Annotated in this window: 18 protein-coding genes; 13 read left to right on the top strand and 5 right to left on the bottom strand. The window is 69.9% G+C overall.

Annotated elements, in window-relative coordinates; translation table 11 throughout:
• Positions 1-8 precede the first annotated feature (8 nt).
• The 3 genes from P0Y41_RS09130 to P0Y41_RS09120 are packed head-to-tail and all read left to right on the top strand — an operon-like array spanning position 9 to position 2,594.
• On the top strand, positions 9-1,340 hold the full coding sequence (locus P0Y41_RS09130; protein WP_284061046.1) for a TIGR00341 family protein: 1,332 nt from the start codon (positions 9-11) through the stop codon (positions 1,338-1,340).
• A gap of 59 nt (positions 1,341-1,399) precedes the next feature.
• Positions 1,400-2,140, top strand: a complete 741-nt coding sequence (locus tag P0Y41_RS09125; protein ID WP_284061045.1) for an SIMPL domain-containing protein — start codon at positions 1,400-1,402, stop codon at positions 2,138-2,140.
• A gap of 43 nt (positions 2,141-2,183) precedes the next feature.
• Positions 2,184-2,594, top strand: coding sequence for an SHOCT domain-containing protein (locus P0Y41_RS09120; RefSeq protein WP_284061044.1), 411 nt, complete (start codon positions 2,184-2,186; stop codon positions 2,592-2,594).
• A 5-nt stretch (positions 2,595-2,599) separates the two neighbouring features.
• Here the strand turns inward: P0Y41_RS09120 and P0Y41_RS09115 are convergent, their stop codons facing one another.
• Entirely contained in the window at positions 2,600-3,568 is a 969-nt protein-coding gene (locus tag P0Y41_RS09115; RefSeq protein WP_284061043.1) for an NOG1 family protein, read from the bottom strand.
• 285 nt (positions 3,569-3,853) lie between these two features.
• Between P0Y41_RS09115 and P0Y41_RS09110 the strand changes: the two genes are divergently transcribed.
• From P0Y41_RS09110 to P0Y41_RS09075, 8 genes are all read left to right on the top strand, one after another.
• A complete protein-coding gene (locus tag P0Y41_RS09110) occupies positions 3,854-5,083 on the top strand; it encodes a translation initiation factor IF-2 subunit gamma (RefSeq protein WP_284061042.1) in 1,230 nt (409 codons plus the stop codon).
• A 14-nt stretch (positions 5,084-5,097) separates the two neighbouring features.
• The gene (locus P0Y41_RS09105) at positions 5,098-5,502 is read left to right on the top strand and encodes a type II toxin-antitoxin system VapC family toxin (RefSeq protein WP_284063389.1); all 405 of its coding nucleotides are present in this window, start codon (positions 5,098-5,100) and stop codon (positions 5,500-5,502) included.
• Between the two features lies 1 nt (position 5,503).
• Entirely contained in the window at positions 5,504-6,082 is a 579-nt protein-coding gene (locus tag P0Y41_RS09100; protein ID WP_284061041.1) for a DNA-directed RNA polymerase, read from the top strand.
• Positions 6,082-6,279: a transcription elongation factor subunit Spt4 gene (spt4, locus tag P0Y41_RS09095; RefSeq protein ID WP_284061040.1), complete on the top strand. Its 198-nt coding sequence runs from the start codon at positions 6,082-6,084 to the stop codon at positions 6,277-6,279. Before P0Y41_RS09100 ends, spt4 begins: the two co-directional genes overlap by 1 nt.
• Before the next feature lie 37 nt (positions 6,280-6,316).
• A complete protein-coding gene (locus P0Y41_RS09090; protein WP_284063388.1) occupies positions 6,317-6,850 on the top strand; it encodes a GTP-dependent dephospho-CoA kinase family protein in 534 nt (177 codons plus the stop codon).
• Positions 6,851-6,952: 102 nt separating this feature from the next.
• On the top strand, positions 6,953-7,261 hold the full coding sequence (locus P0Y41_RS09085; RefSeq protein ID WP_284061039.1) for a 30S ribosomal protein S24e: 309 nt from the start codon (positions 6,953-6,955) through the stop codon (positions 7,259-7,261).
• A 6-nt stretch (positions 7,262-7,267) separates the two neighbouring features.
• The gene (locus tag P0Y41_RS09080) at positions 7,268-8,950 is read left to right on the top strand and encodes a bifunctional N(6)-L-threonylcarbamoyladenine synthase/serine/threonine protein kinase (protein WP_284061038.1); all 1,683 of its coding nucleotides are present in this window, start codon (positions 7,268-7,270) and stop codon (positions 8,948-8,950) included.
• 241 nt (positions 8,951-9,191) lie between these two features.
• Positions 9,192-9,473, top strand: coding sequence for a DUF5808 domain-containing protein (locus P0Y41_RS09075; RefSeq protein ID WP_284061037.1), 282 nt, complete (start codon positions 9,192-9,194; stop codon positions 9,471-9,473).
• A gap of 27 nt (positions 9,474-9,500) precedes the next feature.
• On the opposite strand, the gene P0Y41_RS09070 is transcribed toward P0Y41_RS09075, so the two are convergent.
• Positions 9,501-9,920: a hypothetical protein gene (locus P0Y41_RS09070; RefSeq protein ID WP_284061036.1), complete on the bottom strand. Its 420-nt coding sequence runs from the start codon at positions 9,918-9,920 to the stop codon at positions 9,501-9,503.
• A 77-nt stretch (positions 9,921-9,997) separates the two neighbouring features.
• Here P0Y41_RS09070 and P0Y41_RS09065 point away from each other — a divergent pair, with 77 nt between their 5' ends.
• Together P0Y41_RS09065 and corA are read left to right on the top strand one after the other, a co-directional pair.
• A complete protein-coding gene (locus P0Y41_RS09065) occupies positions 9,998-10,207 on the top strand; it encodes a hypothetical protein (protein ID WP_284061035.1) in 210 nt (69 codons plus the stop codon).
• On the top strand, positions 10,204-11,226 hold the full coding sequence (corA, locus tag P0Y41_RS09060) for a magnesium/cobalt transporter CorA (RefSeq protein WP_284061034.1): 1,023 nt from the start codon (positions 10,204-10,206) through the stop codon (positions 11,224-11,226). The genes P0Y41_RS09065 and corA overlap by 4 nt, the downstream gene beginning before the upstream one ends.
• Positions 11,227-11,241: 15 nt before the next feature.
• Here the strand turns inward: corA and P0Y41_RS09055 are convergent, their stop codons facing one another.
• The 3 genes from P0Y41_RS09055 to P0Y41_RS09045 form a co-directional block, all read right to left on the bottom strand.
• A complete protein-coding gene (locus tag P0Y41_RS09055; protein ID WP_284061033.1) occupies positions 11,242-11,664 on the bottom strand; it encodes a hypothetical protein in 423 nt (140 codons plus the stop codon).
• Positions 11,665-11,712: 48 nt separating this feature from the next.
• Complete coding sequence (locus P0Y41_RS09050) at positions 11,713-12,951, bottom strand: MBL fold metallo-hydrolase (RefSeq protein ID WP_284061032.1); 1,239 nt, start codon at positions 12,949-12,951, stop codon at positions 11,713-11,715.
• A 339-nt stretch (positions 12,952-13,290) separates the two neighbouring features.
• Positions 13,291-14,979, bottom strand: a complete 1,689-nt coding sequence (locus tag P0Y41_RS09045; RefSeq protein ID WP_284061031.1) for an aldehyde ferredoxin oxidoreductase family protein — start codon at positions 14,977-14,979, stop codon at positions 13,291-13,293.
• Positions 14,980-15,185 lie beyond the last annotated feature (206 nt).

Genomic DNA, 15,185 nt, shown 5'->3' with positions numbered 1-15,185 from the left:
GTGCCTCCGTGCGACTCGTTCAGGTGATGGTGCCGGCGGGCAAGCGCGAGACGGTTCTCTCCGTGCTCGACGAGGAGGAGATTGACTACGTCCTCTCCGACGAGACGAGCGGTCGGGAGTACACGGCGATCGTCTCGTTCCCGCTCCCGACAGAGGCCGTCGAGCCGGTGCTCGAGGAACTGCGCGACGCCGGCCTCGAGCGCGACGCGTACACGGTCGTCATGGACGCCGAGACGGTCGTCTCGAAGCGCTTCGAAGAACTGGAGGAGCGGTACGCCGAGAACGACGAGGACGGGAACGGCGACCGGATCGCTCGCGAGGAACTGGACGCGCGGGCGACGGAGATGTCCCCCCGGTTCGGCGCGTTCGTGACGATGACCGTGATCAGCGCCGTCGTCGCCACCGCCGGGCTGCTGCTCGACTCGGCGGCGGTCGTCGTCGGGTCGATGGTGATCGCGCCGCTGATCGGGCCCGCAATGGCCGCCAGCGTCGGCACCGTGCTCGACGACGAGGACCTGTTCGCGCGCGGTGTGAAGCTACAGGTGCTCGGCGGGGTTCTCGCTGTGACGAGCGCAGCCGCGTTCGCGGCGCTGCTCAGATACGGCCGAGTCGTCCCGTTCGGCGTCGAGGAGGTGTTCTCGATCGCGGAGGTGCGCGAGCGGCTCGCGCCGGACGTGCTCTCGCTGCCGATCGCGTTAGGGTCGGGCGTCGCGGGCGCGCTGTCGCTCGCGTCGGGCGTCTCCTCGGCGCTCGTGGGCGTCATGATCGCGGCGGCGCTGGTGCCGCCGACGGCCGTCGTCGGCATCGGCATCGCATGGGGTCGCCCCGGGACCGTCGCCGGGGCGGCGCTGTTGGTCGTCGTCAACTTCGCCGCGATCAACTTCGCCGCGATCGCGACGCTGTGGTACAAGGGGTACCGCCCGGAGTCGTTCTGGCGGCTCGACGAGACGCGGACGACGACAATCCGTCGGATCGGTGTGCTCGGCGTCGCAATTCTGCTGTCGACGGCCGTGCTCACGGGCGTGACGGTCGCCTCCTACCAGAGCGCGCAGTTCGAGACGGCCGCCCAAGAGGAGGCGAACGCCCTGCTCGACAGCGACGCGCGGGTACTCGACGTCGAAGTGACCTACGGTGGGTTCCCATTCCGGCAACCGACTGCGGTGACGGTGACGGTCGGGTATCCCCCCGAGACGACGACGCCGCGGATCGGCGACGCGCTCGCGACACGCCTCGCGGACGACGCCGACCCGCCGTTCGGGATCGGCGAGCCCGCGGCCGTCGACGTGTCGGTGCGGTACGTTCCCGTCGAGGAGTCGCGCACCGGTGCGGCGACAGCGTGACACAAACGGGCGTTTGTGTGTAAGATAGCTTGACGGTCCACGCACGCGTCTCTTCGTACGTGAACCGAACGAAAACCCTCCCAGCACTGCTCGTCGCGGCCATGCTCGTGTTCGCGGGCTGTGCCGGGACGACCGGATCGACCGCGGCGAACGCGGCCGGCGCGACGGGCGCGAACGCCTCCGACGTGAACACCGTCACCGCCGACGGCACGGCGACCGTAAGCGCCTCGCCCGATCTCGCCGAGATCACCGTCGCCGTCGAGGCGACGGCAGACAACGCCAGCGCGGCCCGCTCGCAGGTCGCCGCCGACGTCGAGCGGCTCCGCGAGGCGCTGACCGACGCCGGCTACGAGGTGCGCACGGTCGACTTCCGACTGTCGCCGGAGTACGACCACTCTCGAGACACTCGCGAGTTAGTCGGCTACCGCGCGTACCACGCGCTCGCGTTCGAGACGTCGCCCGACGCCGCCGGCAGCGCCGTGGACCTCGCGGTCGACAACGGCGCGACCGCCGTCCAGAACGTCCGCTTCACGCTGAGCGACGAGCGCCGCGCCGAACTCCGCGAGGAGGCGCTCGCGGCCGCCGTGGGCGACGCCCGCGGGACCGCCGAAACGGCCGCCGGCGCGGCCGACCGCTCGGTCGGAACGGAGCTGTCGATGCGGGTTGGCTCGGCGGGCGTCTCGCCGTACGACTCGCGGGTCGTCTACGAGACGGCCGCCGACGCCGGCGCGTCCACCTCGTTCGAGCCCGGTCCGGTGACGGTGTCCGCATCGGTGACGGTGACCTACGAGCTGGAGTAGACCGACCGGAACCGCAAAGTCGACGCCGTATCGATGCCTTCGCGTGAGCGACTCCGATGACCGCGTCGTCACCGGACTCATGCTCGGGACGTTCCTCGCGTTCGGCGTGGACACGATCCTGATCGTCGCCGCGCTGTGGTACGTCGGCGCGGTCCCCGCTTCGACGGCCACCGGGGTCTCAATCGCGATCCTGTCGGTCTTCCTGCTGTGGATCGCCGTCCGGTGGGATCGGCTGCGCCGGACGCGCGGGACCGGCGCCACGGTGAACGCCGGACCGAAACCGGACGCCGAGGACGAACCGATCGAGCGACTGAAGCGCCGCTACGCCGACGGCGAGATCTCCGACGAGGAGTTCGAGCGCCGGATCGACCGACTGCTCGACGCCGACAGCCGGATCGAAGCGGGCGCTCTCCGCGAGGACGACCCCCGCGAGCGGGAGCGGGAGACGGAATAACGGGGTCAGTTCTCTCCGCGCGAGGGGAGGTCGGGCTCGAAACCGACGGCCTCGACCGCCATATCGAGGACGGCGTCGACGTTGTCTCCCTCGGCGACGCTCATGTACGCGTCCGCCTCCACGTCAGTCGAGCGGTCGCTCTTGTTGCAGACGGTAAGTACGGGCGCGTCGAACCGGTCCTCGACCTCCGCGAGCAGTTCCAACTGCGACTCCAGCGGATAACCGCAGTCACCGGAGGCGTCGAGGACGAACACGACGGCGTCGGCGAGGTGAGTGAGCGCCGAGACGGCCTGGCGCTCGATGCCGTTGCGGTCCTCCTCGGGGCGGTCGAGCAGTCCCGGCGTGTCGATGATCTGATAGCGGATGCGGTCGCGCTCGAAGTGCCCGATCTGGATCGCCTTCGTCGTGAACGGGTAGGAGGCGATCTCGTTGGACGCGCGGGTCACGTGGTTGACGAACGACGACTTACCGACGTTGGGATAGCCGGCGACGACGATCGCGGGCTCGTCGGGGCGAATGTCGGGGAGCGTCTTCAGCGCGTCGCGGGCCTCGCCGACCGTCAAGAGATCGGCTTCGATCTCGTCCATGATGTCGGCCATGCGGGCGAACGCCTGCTTGCGGTGCTTGCGGGCGGTCTCGACGCCCGACTTGCGCATCTTCGCCTGGTACTCCGAGCGGAGCTCGTCGATCCGGCGGGAGGCCCAGTTCACCTCCGAGAGCGCCTGACGCAACTCGTCCACGTCCACGACCGCGTCGGCGAGTTCGTAGTAGAACGGCTCGACCTCGAACTCGAAGTCGGGCCAGGAGGTGGAGACGTTGGCGAGGTTGTCCGAGAGGATGTTCGCGGCGGTGATCAGCATCGACTCCTGGGCGTCCCACCCGTCTTTCGCGCGGCCGGTCCGGGACGCGCGGGAGAACGCCTTGTCGAGGAGTTCCTCCGCGCGGGGAGTGGTGGGGAGGTCTTCGAATGTCATAGTCAGTTGGCGGGAGTTGACGACGGCGGCGTATAAGCCCGTTCGTTCGGTTCTCGGCACCTCTCGTGTGTTTTCTCGGTGTCGAGAGAGTCGCCGAAGGCGGGCGAGACTGCGTGCGTGCTCGGCGACGACGGCGCCGCGGTCGGTGGCGGTGACTCCACCCGAAATGGCACCCGCGCGACGGGCCTGAAACAGAGCGACACGTACCCGACACCGGCATCGCCGTAACAGCACCTTTATCAGGCGCACGAAGCGAAGTTCCAACGAGATTACTCTCGGAGGCCCATGGTGACGGAGCAAACACAACCGGAGGTGAACATCGGACTCGTCGGTCACGTCGACCACGGAAAGACGACGCTAGTGCAAGCGTTGTCGGGCGACTGGACCGACCAGCACAGCGAGGAGATGAAGCGCGGGATCTCCATCCGTCTGGGCTACGCCGACGCAACGCTGCGTCGGTGCCCGGACTGTGCCGAGCCCGAGTGTTACACCGTCGAGGAGACGTGCCCGGAGCACGACGTCGACACCGAGACCCTGCGGACGGTCTCGTTCGTCGACGCCCCGGGCCACGAGACGCTGATGGCGACGATGCTCTCCGGAGCGTCGATTATGGACGGCGCGGTGCTGGTGGTGAGCGCCACCGAGGACGTGCCGCAGGCGCAGACGGAGGAGCACCTGATGGCGCTGGACATCATCGGCATCGAGAACATCGTCATCGCCCAGAACAAGGTGGACCTCGTCGACGACGAGCGCGCCCGCGAGAACTACGAGCAGATCAGGGAGTTCGTCGAGGGAACCGTCGCCGAGGACGCGCCGATCGTCCCTGTCAGTGCCCAGCAGGAGGTCAATATCGACCTCATGATCCAGGCGCTGGAGACGGAGATTCCGACCCCGGAGCGCGACGAGTCGCTCCCGGCACGGATGTACACCGCCCGCTCGTTCGACATCAACCGACCGGGCACGACAGCCGCGGACCTGCTCGGCGGCGTCATCGGCGGGTCGCTCGCGCAAGGGACCCTGGAGGTCGACGACGAGATCGAGCTCCGCCCCGGCCGCGAGGTCGAGGAGGGCGGCTCCTCGGAGTACCACTCGATCGAGACCTCCGTGCGCTCGCTGCAGGCGGGCGGCCAGTCCCAGTCGGAGGTCGGGCCGGGCGGCCTGCTCGGCGTCGGCACCGGACTGGACCCGAGCCTGACCAAGGGTGACGCGCTCGCGGGGCAGGTCGCCGGCGAGCCCGGGACGCTCCCGCCGACCCGGAACGGGTTCGAGATGGAGGTCGAACTGCTCGACCGCGTCGTCGGCGAGGGCGCCGTCGAGGAGATCTCCACCGGCGAGCCGCTGATGCTCACCGTCGGCACCGCGACCACCGTGGGCGCGGTGACGAGCGCACGGACCGGCGAGTGCGAGGTCAACCTCAAGCGACCGATCTGTGCGGAGGAGGGCGCGAAGATCGCGATCAACCGCCGGATGGGCGCCCGCTGGCGTCTCATCGGCGTCGGGACCCTCACGGAGTAACAGAGCCGGTGACGATGGTCGTCCTCGACACGAACGCGCTCATGATGCCAGTCGAGTGCGGCGTTCGCGTCTTCGAGGAACTCGACCGTCTGGTCGACGACTCCGACCTCGTCACTCCGGAGGCGGTCGTCGCCGAGCTGGAGACGCTCGCGACGGGCGCCGGCGAGGAGGCCACCGCCGCGTCGGTCGGCCGCGACCTCGCCGAACGGTGTCGGGTCGTCGAGACGACAGAGGAGTACGCCGACGACGCGGTCGTCGAACTCGCCTCCGCCGGCGCCGGTTCCGGCGCCGACGGGGACGAGGGATTCGACGGCTACGTCGTCACGAACGATCGTCCCCTGCGCGAGCGCCTCCTCGCTCGGGGCGTACGCGTAATCGGTTTAAGGGGCGCGAACACACTCGCGATAACAGAACCATAGCATGTACAAACGGGTACGACTCAAGGACACGGTCGAGGTCCCGCCGGAGCATCTGGCGGACGTGAGCCGCGACCGCGTCCGCAAGCTCTTGCAGGACAAGTTGGAGGGACGCATGGACGAGGACGTGGGCAGCGTTGTCAGCGTCATCGAGGTCCAGGATATCGGCGACGGCGCCGTCCTCCCGAACAGACCGGGCGTGTACTACCAGGCGGAGTTCGACGCCGTGACCTTCGATCCGGACATGCAGGAGGTCGTCGACGGGAACGTCGTGGAGGTCGTCGAGTTCGGCGCCTTCGTCGGCATCGGCCCCGTGGACGGCCTGCTGCACGTCTCGCAGATCTCCGACGAGTACCTCGCGTACGACGGCGAGAACCAGCAGCTCGCCTCGACGGAGTCCGACCGGACGCTCGGCGTCGACGACCCCGTCCGGGTGCGCGTCGTCACGAAGTCGATCGACGAGCGCAACCCGCGCGACTCGAAGATCGGCCTCACCGCCAAACAGCCCGGGCTCGGCAAGCACGCCTGGCTCGAGTCCGACGTTCGGCGCCGCGCCGAGGGGGCGCCCGCGGAGGGTAACTGATGGCGGAGGACCGCCTCGCCTGTCGCGAGTGCCACTTCGTCAACGGCCCCGACGCCCAGACGTGCGACAACTGCGGCTCATCCTCCCTGACGGAAGACTGGGCCGGCTACGTCATCATCACGCACCCTGAGGAGTCCGAGATCGCTCCGGAGATGAACGTGAGCGAACCGGGCAGCTACGCGCTGAAGGTCCGGTAACTGCGCGAGCCAGAGGCAACACGTTCATCGAATGTCGCTGCTCACGCTTCCCGACGACCTCCGCGGCGCGTTCAAAGACCCCATGGGTCCCGTCTACACCGACGCGGAGCGACTGCTCTCCGAAGCCGGCGACCCGATCGTCGCCGTCGGCGACGTCGTCACCTACCACCTCCGCGTCGCCGGACGCGACCCCGACGTGGCGGTGATCGACGGGAAGACGAAGCGCGAGGCCGTCGGCGCGGAGATCGCCGCGGTCCTCGACGGGGAGAACCGCCGGATCGAGGTCGACAACGAACCGGCGACGCTCTCGACGGCCATGCTCGACGCGCTCGTCGATGCGCTCGCCAGCGACGGCCCGGTCGTGATCTACGTGACCGGCGAGGAAGATCTCGCGACCGTGCCCGCGATCGTCGCGGCCCCGGAGGGGGCAAGCGTCGTGTACGGCCAGCCCGACGAAGGGATGGTGCTCGTAGACGTGACCCCGGACTCGAAGCGCAAGGCGGGGGAACTGTTGGGAAAACTCGACGGCGACACCGCGGCGGCGTTGGCGGCGCTGGGCGTGGACGGGTAGCCGGCCGCGCGCGCCGGCGACCTGCTCGCGGCCGCTGAATCGGGGTACAGCCCCTTCGAAATCCTTTTCCGCCTCTCGGGCGCACTCACTGACAACTGAACCATGGACATCGACATCATCTCCGAGGAGGAGAACCCCATGCTCCACCGGACGGACGTCCGGTTCGAGGTGCAGCACGACGAAGCAACCCCCGCCCGCCTCCAGGTCCGGGACTCGCTCGCCGCGAAGCTCGACAAGGGCTCCGACGAGGTCGTCATTCAGGAGCTGGACACGAAGTTCGGCATGCGCAAGACCGTCGGCTACGCGAAGGTGTACGAGTCGGCCGAGCACGCCGCCGACGTGGAGCAGGACTACGTCCTCGAGCGGAACGCCATCGCCGGCGACGAGGACGCCGAGGCAGAGGAAGCCTAACGCCGGATGCGCGTCCTCGGCGTCGAGGGCACGGCCTGGTGCGCCAGCGCCGCGGTGTTCGACGCCGAAGCCGACGCCGTTTTTATCGAGTCCGACCCGTACGAACCCGACAGCGGCGGCATTCACCCGCGCGAGGCCGCCGAGCACATGGGCGAGGCGATCCCGCGGGTGATCGAGACGGCGCTGGAGCACGCCCGAGGCGAGTACGACGACCGCGCGGCGGGAGACCCCCCGGTCGACGCCGTCGCGTTCTCGCGCGGTCCCGGCCTCGGCCCGTGCCTGCGGATCGTCGCCACCGCGGCCCGGGCGCTCGCGCAGACGCTCGACGTGCCGCTGGTCGGCGTCAACCACATGGTCGCACACCTGGAGATCGGCCGCCACCGCGCGGGCTTCGACTCGCCCGTCTGTCTGAACGCCTCGGGGGCGAACGCCCACCTGCTGGGCTTTCACGACGGCCGCTACCGCGTGCTCGGCGAGACGATGGACACCGGCGTCGGCAACGCCCTCGACAAGTTCACCCGCCACGTCGGCTGGAGCCACCCCGGCGGCCCGAAGATCGAAGCGCACGCGGAGGACGGGTCGTTCGTCGAGTTACCCTACGTCGTGAAGGGGATGGACTTCTCGTTCTCGGGGATCATGTCGGCCGCGAAGGCGGCGTACGACGACGGCGTCCCCGTCGCGGACGTGTGCTTCTCGCTGCAGGAGCACGTGTTCGCGATGCTCACCGAGGTCGCCGAGCGGGCGCTGTCGCTGACGGGCACCGACGAGCTGGTGCTGGGCGGCGGCGTGGGACAGAACGCGCGCCTGCGGGAGATGCTCGCGGAGATGTGCGCCGAGCGCGGCGCCGACTTCCACGCGCCCGAGCCGCGGTTCCTCCGCGACAACGCCGGGATGATCGCCGTACTGGGCGAGAAGATGGCCGCCTCCGGCGACACGGTCGCGGTCGCCGATTCCGGGATCGATCCCGACTTCCGGCCGGATCAGGTGCCCGTGACGTGGCGCTCGGGCGAGTCGGTCGCGCGCGCCCCCGGCGCGGACGACGACGCAGCCCTACGCGGCGCAGAGGCGACCGTCGAGGGCAACGGCGACGAGGTACTGAAGCGGCGGCTCGCGAAGGGGTACCGGCATCCGAAGCTGGACGCGACGCTCCGGCGCGAGCGGACGGTCGCGGAGGCGCGGCTGCTCGCGGCCGCCCGCAACGCGGGCGTCCCGACGCCGCTCGTGCGCGACGTGGACGTCGCGCAGGCGACGCTCGCGTTGCAGTTCGTCGGCGAGTGCGATCTGGCGGCGGCGCTGACCGCCGAGCACGCCCGGACCGTCGGCGAACACCTCGCGCGACTCCACGGCGCGGGGATCGTCCACGGCGACCCGACGACGCGCAACATAAGAGTGAGCTGTGAGGTCAAGCAGAGCGAGACCTCGATGCGAGCGGTGAACGAAACGAGCCGCGAGCGACCGGACACGCCCGAGGACGGGCGGCTCTTCTGCATCGACTTCGGGCTCGGGTTCAACTCCGACCACGTCGAGGACTACGCGATGGACCTCCACGTCTTCGAGCAGTCGATCGAGGGCACGGCGAGCGATCCGGAGGCGCTCGTCGCGGCCGTCGAGGACGGCTACCGCGCGGTGGGCGATCCGGCGGTGCTGGAGCGCCTCCGCGGGATCGAGGGACGCGGTCGCTATCAGTAGCGGTCGTCGCAGGAGTTGGCGGACTGGGTGGGGGCGAACGGGCGGTCGTACGCGGGGCATGGCGGCGACCAGGCGACCGCGCTCGGGGGATGGCGGCGACCGGGCGGCGCGGTCCCCGTTCGTTCGCGCACCGATCAGTAGCGCACCGGGAGGACTGGGTCGCCGTCGGGGACGACCCCTCGCCCCCGACCTGTCGGACGCGAGCCAAAACGATTTATCATACGGCGTCGTTATCGGGAGTATGGCAGACAAACCTCAGACGGGGGAGCTCTTCGGGATCCCGTACAACTTCGAACGTCCGAGCGTCGGCCGCCTGCTGTCCTCCTACTGGCGGCCCGGCGAGGGCATGCTGGTGGAGAAGCCGTTCGGCATCGGCTACACGCTCAACCTCGCGAGCTGGCGCTCGTGGCTCGTGCTCGGCGTCGCCGGCGCGCTGCTGTATCAGGAGCGCGCGAGTCGCGCCGGCGACGACGACGACGACGAGGCGTCCGAGCCCGTCGAGGTCATCGTCGACGACGACTGAGGTTCGCCCGCGAACGCCGCGTCCCGCTCACTCGGTCCACTCCTCCGACTCCGCGCGCTCGCGCCAGGCGCGCTGCTGTGCGCGCTCTGCGACGTGGTCGACGCCGTCGGCGATCTCATCGCGGAGACCAGTCTCGAACGCGTCCAGTTCGTTGAGGAGGTTGCGCTGGTAGGCCGTGACGAGCTCGTACGTCCAGCGGTCCTCGACGACGCCTGCCGGGAGGAGGCGATCGCGGATCTCGTCGGCGTACTCGTCGTGCCCGGCGGCGCGGAGGTGCTCTTCAGCCGCCGCGAAGCGGTCCATCGCGTGACCGGTGCGGTGGTGACACCCGAGCAGGTCGGCGTACGCCCGGTGAGCGTGTTCGATCCCGAGTTGGATCGCGTGCAACGCGGCGCGCTCGTCGGCGGTCAGGTCGGGAACGGTCGGTGTCGGTTCGTCGACGGACATACGTCGTGCTACGTCAGCACGTACCAAGGATGTTACGCGCCCGAACGATTAGGGTGGCCGGCGCCGAGGACCGTCGCATGAACGGGTCGTTCCTCGCGGCGGCGACGCTGACGGTGCTGTCGCTGGCCGGGTACGCCGTCGGGACCGTCGAGCCGTACCCCGGTCGGGAGGCGACTATCGCGGGGCTGCTCGTCGGCGTGACGCTCGCGACGGTGACCTACGGCGGGGCCGACGCGGGATCAGCCACGTCGGACGGCGAGGCGCACGACGGGGGCGGGTCGCGGTGATCCGCGCGATGTCGTACACGGACGGGGAGGCCGCGACGTTCGAGGGGGTGACGGCGGCCGCGGAGGCGCCGGGGACGACGTGGGTGTGGGTGGCCGCCGAAGACGAGCGCGCCGGCGGAGTCCGCGACGGACAGGCGGACGCCGGGCGCGTCCCGCGACCGACCGGGGAACTCGCGGCGGTGACTGAGCGGTTCGATATCCACCCGCTGCACGTCGAGGACGTGCTCGGCGACGCGCGGCCGAAGTCGGAGCTGCTGGAGGAGTACGCGTTCCTGCTCGTGAAGGGCGCGCGGTTTCGCGTCGGTGAGACGACGTTCCTCGAGGAGATCCGCACGCGCCCGGTGGGGGTGTTCATCGGCGACGACTGGCTGGTGACGGTGACGACCGGCGGCGACGACGCCGTCGAGGCGGTGTGGAACCGGCTCGCCGACGCCGACCGGCGGGCGCTCGCGCGCGGGCCGGATTTCGCGGGGTACCTCGTCGTCGACCGCGTCGTCGACGGCTACTTTCACCTGCTCGACGAACTGGAGGACGACATCGAGACCGTCGAAGAGCGCGTCGTCGAGGCGCCCGACCCGGAGACGCTCGGCGCGATCAACGACCTCCGGCGGGAGCTGCTGTCGGTCCGGCGGGTCGTGTGGCCCACGCGAGACGCGGTGAACGCCCTCTCGCGCGGCGACGCCGAGCAGGTCGCGGAGGCGACCGAGAAGTACTACCGCGACGTGTACGACCACCTCGTGCAGGTGGTCGAACTGACCGAGACGTATCGGGACCTCACAACCGGCGCCCGCGACATCTACCTCAACACGCTCTCGCAGTCGACCAACGAGGTGATGCGGCGGCTCACAGTCGTCGCGACGATCGTCCTCCCGCTGACGTTCGTCGCCGGCGTGTTCGGCATGAACTTCGAGTCGATGCCCGAGTTGACGTGGCCATACGCCTACCACGCGACGATGCTCGGAATGGGGGGAATCGCGCTCGTGCTCGTCGCGTACTTCAGGCGAGAGGGGTGGCTGTGAGTCGTCGGAACCGCGTTACCTGAAGCGCCACGCCGTCGCCGCACCACCCAGCCACGCGATCGCGAAGAAGGCCGCGAGCACCCGGACGGTCGCGGTCGCCGCGCCGCCGACCGCCACGGCGACGACGAACAGCGCCGCGTCCACGCCCAGCCCGGCGCCGACGATCCGTCGAAACCAGGTGATCGGCCGGTCGACGCGGCCGATCAGCGCTGCGTTGAGCCACACGCCGCCGATCGCACCCGGCGCGACGAGCATGAAGACGGGGTACAGCGCGCGCGACTCGACCAATCCGAACGCGACCGCGACCGCGAGGGCCGCGACCGCCAGCCCCGACGTGGTCAACGCGCCGGTCACCGCGGCGTGGCCCTGCCGAGATATCCGCCGGTTCCGGCGGTCGAGAACCGACTCTGGGTCGATCTCGTCCGGGTCGCGGGACACACGAACACCCATGGGCCATTCGATATTGGAGGTTGCGTCGGGCGCGAGTCACACCGTCACGCGCTCGCCGAGATCGGGCGCCGCGGCGTCGTACCCGTCCGCGCGCAGTTCCTCGGCGAACGCCGGACACCGGTCGCCGTGGTTGACGAGCACGGTCGCGCCGCGGTAGTCGTCGAGGAACGACCGGAGGCCGTCGCGGTCGGCGTGCGCGGAGAAGTCGAATAGCTCGACGCGGGCGGCGACGGGGACGACGCCGCCGTTCAGCTCGCAGCGACCGTGTTCGAGGAGCGTTCGGCCGTTCGTCCCCTCGACCTGGTACCCGGTGAGACACACCCGGTTTGTCGGGTCCGAGCGCAGCATCGGGAGGTAGCTCATCACGGGGCCGCCCGAGAGCATCCCGGAGGTCGTGACGATGGCCTCGTTGTCGGCGGCGACGCGTTCGCGCTGGCCCTGCGCTCCGGTCACGTACCTGGCGCCCGACTTCGCCCGCCGGAGGGCGTCGGGGTCGCGGACGAAGTCAGGGTAGTCGCGGACGATGTCGGTGACGCGCTGGCCCATCCCGTCGAGATACGGTCGGATCTCGGTGTCCGCGAGCACCGTCAGCACCTCCTGTGTGCGGCCGATGGCGAACGCAGGGACCAACGCGGTACCGCCCTCGTATCGGGTGGTGCGGACCGTCTCGACGAACCGTTCTTCGACGCGCGAGCGGTCCTCGTGAGTCACGTCCGAGTACGTGCTCTCGCAGATCACCGCGTCGGCGTCGGGCCGCGCGGTCGACCCCGACAGCAGGCGGGTGTCGTCGGTGTGAAAGTCGGCGGTGTACAACAGTCGGGCGTCCCCGTCATCGACGAGAACGTGCGCGCTCCCGGGGATGTGGCCGGCGTCGTAGAACGTGACCTCGTAGTCGGTGCCGCCGGCCGCGACGACGAAGGGCTCGCCGTACCCGTGGCGCCGTCCGACCTCCCCGAGGCGCTGGACGTGGCTCTCGGTGAAGGTGCAGTCGTAGCCGCGTAGCTTCAGCGTATCGCGCGCGAGCACCCGAGCGAGCTCAGCCGTCGGCGGCGTCCAGTGGATCGGCGGGCGACGGTCGCCCCGGAGCAGAGCGGGCACCTGGCCGACGTGATCGAGGTGCCCGTGGCTGACGACGACCGCGTCGGGTTCGGGCCGGCCCACGGGGTACTGCGGCGGCTCCCCGGTCAGCATCCCGTAGTCGAGGAGGAGCGCGTCGTCGACGAGGATCGCCGAGCGACCCACCTCGCGGGCGCCGCCGAGGAACTGGATCTCCATCGACCGAAGCCAGGCGCTGGGCGGGGTTGGGTCCGTCGGTTCGCCGCGACGGCGTCGCGCCGGGCGCCGTCAGATCACCTGCACAGCGACCAGCGCGGCAGCCCCCAGCGCCAGCACGCACAGCATCCCGACGGAGAGTGCCGACATCTGCTTCATGTTCATATCGATCCGGAACCGCGTCGCCCCATAACCGTTCGCCCCCGCGTATCAGGGGTGAAATCGAGGCGTTCGGCAGCGCTCGCCCGGGCCGCCCATCCGAGACGCTCGTTCACTCCGTTCGCTTTCGGCTTCGCCGTTCGCGGCCTCGCAGACTCGACCGCGCGCCGCTCGCGTCTCGCCTCAGTCGTCGGCGGTTGCGGCGTCGGCGTCGGCCTCACCGAGCCCCGGAACGACCCCGTCCACGCGCCAGCCGCGAACCTCGTAGTACTCGTCGAGCGCGTCGTCGAACCCCTCGATGTCGTACGGGAGCGCGTCGTCCGCGCGGTCGAAGCCGCGGCGGTTGTTGAACGCCCGCTCCAACTCGACGACGCGGGCGCCCACGTCGAGCAGGTCGTCGTAGTCCGCGTCCAACAGCGCCCCGAACCGTTCTTCGGTCAGGAAGTCCCGGCTGAACTTGCAGGCGACCGCGGAGTCGAGCGCCGCGTTGTGGTTCTCCGCGGCGGCGACCAGGGGCGCCTTCCCGTCGAGCCCGCGCTTGTCGACCGCCTGCTCCTTGTCGACGAGGGGGTACTCCTTCGAGTAGAAGCTGGCGTACATGTGGTCGGCGCCACGGTTCGAGGTGGCAAACGAGAGGCCCTGTCCGTTGAGGGTACGCCCGTCGTGGGCGGCGAACTCCAACCCCTTCACCGACCAGTCTTCGACGCCCAACTCGGGAGCAGCGCGGTGGACGCCCTCCGCGAGCAGGTCGCCGACCTCGCCCTCGCGGCGGGCCGCCTTCCCGAGCAGTTCGCGAGCGCGCTCCGGGTTCCCGAGGTCGTCCTCGCTTTTGAGGTACGCGGCGATCGTGTCGCCCGCGGAGATGGTGTCGACACCGAGGCGGTCACAGCGATCGTTGGCCTTCATCACCTCGACCACGTCGTCGACGAGCTGGTTCGACCCCCACGCCATCACCGTCTCGAACTCCGGGCCCTCCGTCTCCACGCCGGCGGCCTCATCGCGGGTGGGGAGCTTACACGCGAACGCGCACTGCGAGCAGGTCCCCTTCTTGTGTTTCTTCGACTCCACGGCGTCGCCAGAGATGCCCTCCGCCCCCTCGAAGGAAGTGCGAGCGAAGTAGTCCGTCGGCAGCGCCTCCACCTCGTTGGCGTACTCGGTGACGCTTGTCGTCCCCTGCCGCTTCATGATGTGGTCCGACGTGGCTGCCTCGCGGTGGATATCCGTCTGCACCGGATCGATTTCCACGTCCGCGGTTGCATCGCCGTCGAACGTGAGCACTTTCACGTTCTTGCTGCCGAGCACCGCGCCCATGCCGGTGCGGCCGAACGCGCGCGTCTCGCTGGTCATCACGCACGCGTAGCGAACCAAGTGCTCGCCGGCGGGGCCGATACACGCGAGGTGTTCGGCCTCCAAGCCGTGCGTTTCCTCGGCCCACTCGGTCACCGCGGGGACCTCCGCGTCCGCCAGCTCCGGCACCTCCTCGAACTCGACGCCCTCCTCGCGGACGTGGACGGCCAGCGGAACGTCGCTGGCGCCGCGCAGTTCGACGGCGGCATAGCCCGTCCCCGTGAAGTTTCGCGAGAGGAACCCGCCGGCGTTCGATGAGGCGAGGCCGTCGGTCAACGGGGAGACGCTCGTCATGTTCATCCGCCCGGTGAAGCTCATCTGCGAGTGCTGGAGCGGGCCCGTCGAGAGGTAGACGCGGTTCTCCGGACCGAGCGGGTCGGCGTCGAACGGGATCCGGTCGAACGCCAGCTTCGTCGCGACGCCGCGGCCGCCGACGAAGTCGCCGAGCGTGTCGTCGATGTCCGTCTCGGTCGCCTCGCGGGCGTCGAGGTCGACCGTCACCAGCGGACCGGTCGCGTGAATCATACCTCCCGATTCCCTGTCGAAGATGGTAAATCCCGCTGCCGCTCGCCGCCGCGGACGGCCTACGTTGCAGCCGCGGACCACTCACGTCGCCGCCGCGAACGGCCTCCGTCGCCGCCGCTGACTCTCCGATGTCGCCGGAGGCGGGAGGACGGCGGACCGAGGCGGGTACGCGGCGGTTCGGAACCACTATCCCGCCGGCCGTCGGA

Source organism: Halobaculum halobium (genome assembly GCF_030127145.1).
In the GTDB taxonomy this organism is placed as follows: Archaea; Halobacteriota; Halobacteria; order Halobacteriales; family Haloferacaceae; genus Halobaculum; species Halobaculum halobium.
The sequence above is the reverse complement of the archived record's forward strand: the minus strand, read 5'-3'. Positions and strand labels throughout refer to the sequence as shown.